The 2,818-nt window shown below is 36.6% G+C and carries 3 protein-coding genes; 2 read left to right on the top strand and 1 reads right to left on the bottom strand.

Annotated features, from left to right (window positions below; translation table 11 throughout):
- Together BG20_RS09210 and BG20_RS09205 are read left to right on the top strand one after the other, a co-directional pair.
- Positions 1-398 (top strand): hypothetical protein (locus BG20_RS09210; protein ID WP_010194333.1); only part of this gene is annotated, 398 nt, incomplete at its 5' end.
- A gap of 42 nt (positions 399-440) precedes the next feature.
- A complete protein-coding gene (locus tag BG20_RS09205) occupies positions 441-788 on the top strand; it encodes a hypothetical protein (protein ID WP_048097197.1) in 348 nt (115 codons plus the stop codon).
- Positions 789-906: 118 nt separating this feature from the next.
- On the opposite strand, the gene BG20_RS09200 is transcribed toward BG20_RS09205, so the two are convergent.
- Positions 907-2,616, bottom strand: coding sequence for a cadherin-like domain-containing protein (locus BG20_RS09200; protein WP_010194329.1), 1,710 nt, complete (start codon positions 2,614-2,616; stop codon positions 907-909).
- Between the last annotated feature and the right edge of the window lie 202 nt (positions 2,617-2,818).

The raw sequence follows: 2,818 nt of genomic DNA, 5'->3' as shown, positions 1-2,818 counted from the left end.
GGAATAAATTCAAAGAATTGAAATCAGGTACAAAAATAGTAACGATCTGGGGACCATTACCAAATTCTCTTCCTGAAAAAGTAGAGTTTCCATACATAATTAACCAGACTCCATTTAAGAAAACAAATAGTCTACAAGAACAGTTGTTAGCAGTTTTTGGTGTAAAGTGTATAAATTTTGTAACAGCGTGGGAATTTGCAGAAAGATACACTAAAGCAATAAGTACGCCTGAAGTTGGAAACGACAGATTTCTAACAATTATTCAGACTCTAGTGATTTGGATTAATGCAAGAAATTTAGGAGTTGCATGTGGAGATGATATTCCTGAATCTATTCAAACGTACATAGATATTATGAAGACACATTTTGACATAGATTTTGAACATCTTTTGAAATAGTTTTTGTGCAAGCCTTTTATTTTATGTAAATCAAATACAATTATGATAGACAGAATAAACATCAATGTATCTGCTGTAGATTATGATAAAACAGGCAAGGCAATTTCCCAACAACTTTCTCTTTTAGAAGAAATGGTTCACGAACAGGAAGGGTTTGTAATGACAGATTCAGAGTTTGCTTTTGGTTGGCACTTTTTTGTTGTAAGTGTAAATAAGAGATTAGTTGAAAAACTCGTTGATCAGATGGGAGCAGATTTTGAGCGATTAAAAGGAAAAGGCGTAGAAAAAAAATTTCTCTCATGGCTTACAAATAATTTGGAAGGCAAGACACCCAGATTCAAACTTGCAATTAAAGAAGAGATGGAATCTAGCAAGTACGGTATTTTTTAAAAAATTATGTAGTTCTTTGAGTGGTATAGAGGTTTTAGTTTGAATCCATAGATTTTGTTTAAAAAGAAACTAGATTTTGGTTGTTACTAAACAAAAAGAAAAAGATGGATGGTTTGTTTTATGGTAGTGTTGAATTGTATGTTGTTCCAGAGTTGACTGCACTAATTGGTTTTTTCATACTTTGAGGAACAATAACTTGTACTGTGCCGCTGCATGTTCCATCATGGCCATCACTTGCAGTCATTGTAATCACATAAACACGTCCGTCCCCAGTACCTGATCTTTCAGCTCTTACTTGACCTAGTGCCAAGTTTGCGTCTGGTGACGTATCTCCATCTCCAAGACCGTTTGTTGGTTCATCTTGGAATATACTACTAATTGTAACTGTGACTGTGTCACCGTCTACATCAGAAGTATTCATTGTAGCACCAATTGAAACCATTTTGTGGTTTGGTGGCCAAATGTATGGAGTTGCTGAAGGAGTACTACATTGGGGTGCATCATTTACTGGTGTGACAATAATAGTTATTGTCGCTACATTACTATCAAATTCACCATCATTTGCCTTGAACTGGAATGAGATTGTTCCAGAAAAGTTTGCTGCTGGTGTGTATGAGAATGTTCCATCAGAATTGAATACAACTCCTGCTGGTGTTGGACCTACTATCATGTATGATAAAGAGTCATTTTCAGCATCTGTTGCAATTGCAGATGCACTCAATGAACCATCTTCTAGAATAGTAAATGAATCATCTTGTGCTGTTGGTGCTGTATTGCATCCTTCGTCAATTTGGTTGTCTCCGTCATTGTCTATATTATCCCCACAGATTTCTTCTGTTGGTGGGATTTCTACAATTCCTGCAGATGAGAATGTTACATGTTCCCATTGACCTTGCACAAATGAACCTGGTTGACGCCCGATGAGCTCAACGATTGGTGCGTTTGTTGTAGTATCCCATTGCAATAGTCCAAGACCTGTTGTACCACCACCAAATTCTGATGTGATTAGAATTTGTCCTTCTACACCATCAAATGATGAAGCTGGAATACCAAGTAATCTACCAGTTCCAAAGTTGACACCAAAAAAATTTTCATTTTCTGGTATCAGATCAATATCTTCAATTGGAAATGGTATAGCCCAAGATTGTACTGTGCCAATATCACTAATTGCATATACACGTAATTGGTCTTCAGCACCAGTAATTATTTTGCCTGCCAAGTCGCCAAATTGTGGATCTCTTGGGACTGTGATTAGACCTTCAAGATGTGTATTGACGTCAGCTAGTTTGGTTGGAAATCCTGCTGAGTTGATTCGCCAAACCTCACCTGCAGTTGTTACTACAATTAAATCGCCGCCAAATACTCCAGTTCTGTCAACATAAAGACTGCCTCTCATCAAGCCATTTCCAGTTCCTGGGAGATTTACCCATGGATTGACGAATGTGCCATCTGGATTAATTTTTACAATTTGGCCGTCTATTCCATTTCCAGTAAACAGTGTACCAGGAGTAAAGGAATTTACTCCGTCATCTCTGGCAGTGGCAATCTTTACCTCATCAGTAAGACCGCTTATTGCAGAAAATGGGGAATGTGTTCCATCAGCTGCAACTGTTTCGAAGTTAAATGGATTACCACCAGAAAAATAATTCACGCTTATTACGACTTTATCTGGTGTTCCCTCGAAATGATCTATTCCGATTGGACTGTTAAATGTAGTTGAGATCGGTGTAAATGACACATCGAGAGCAAATGCTTGTGATGTTGCACCTATTGCCAAAATTACGGCAAGTGTTGTCATTAGTACTGTATTTGAAATTATTTTAGTCATTGAGATGCGGTTTTGGATTAGACATAATTAAATGTTAAATAGATTATGAAAATTATATGAACATTTTTTAGATTCTTGTATTTTGTATTGTAAATCTTGCAGTATTTTGAGTGATCAGAATAGATACGAAATTTTACAGAAATGCAAAAAGACAATCAAGAGATACGAAGATCGGATCTCCTAAGTTTTTCCTTAGTTTCTA

Origin of the sequence: Candidatus Nitrosarchaeum limnium BG20, from assembly GCF_000241145.1 — an archaeon.
Lineage (GTDB): Archaea > Thermoproteota > Nitrososphaeria > Nitrososphaerales > Nitrosopumilaceae > Nitrosarchaeum > Nitrosarchaeum limnae.
The sequence above is the reverse complement of the archived record's forward strand: the minus strand, read 5'-3'. Positions and strand labels throughout refer to the sequence as shown.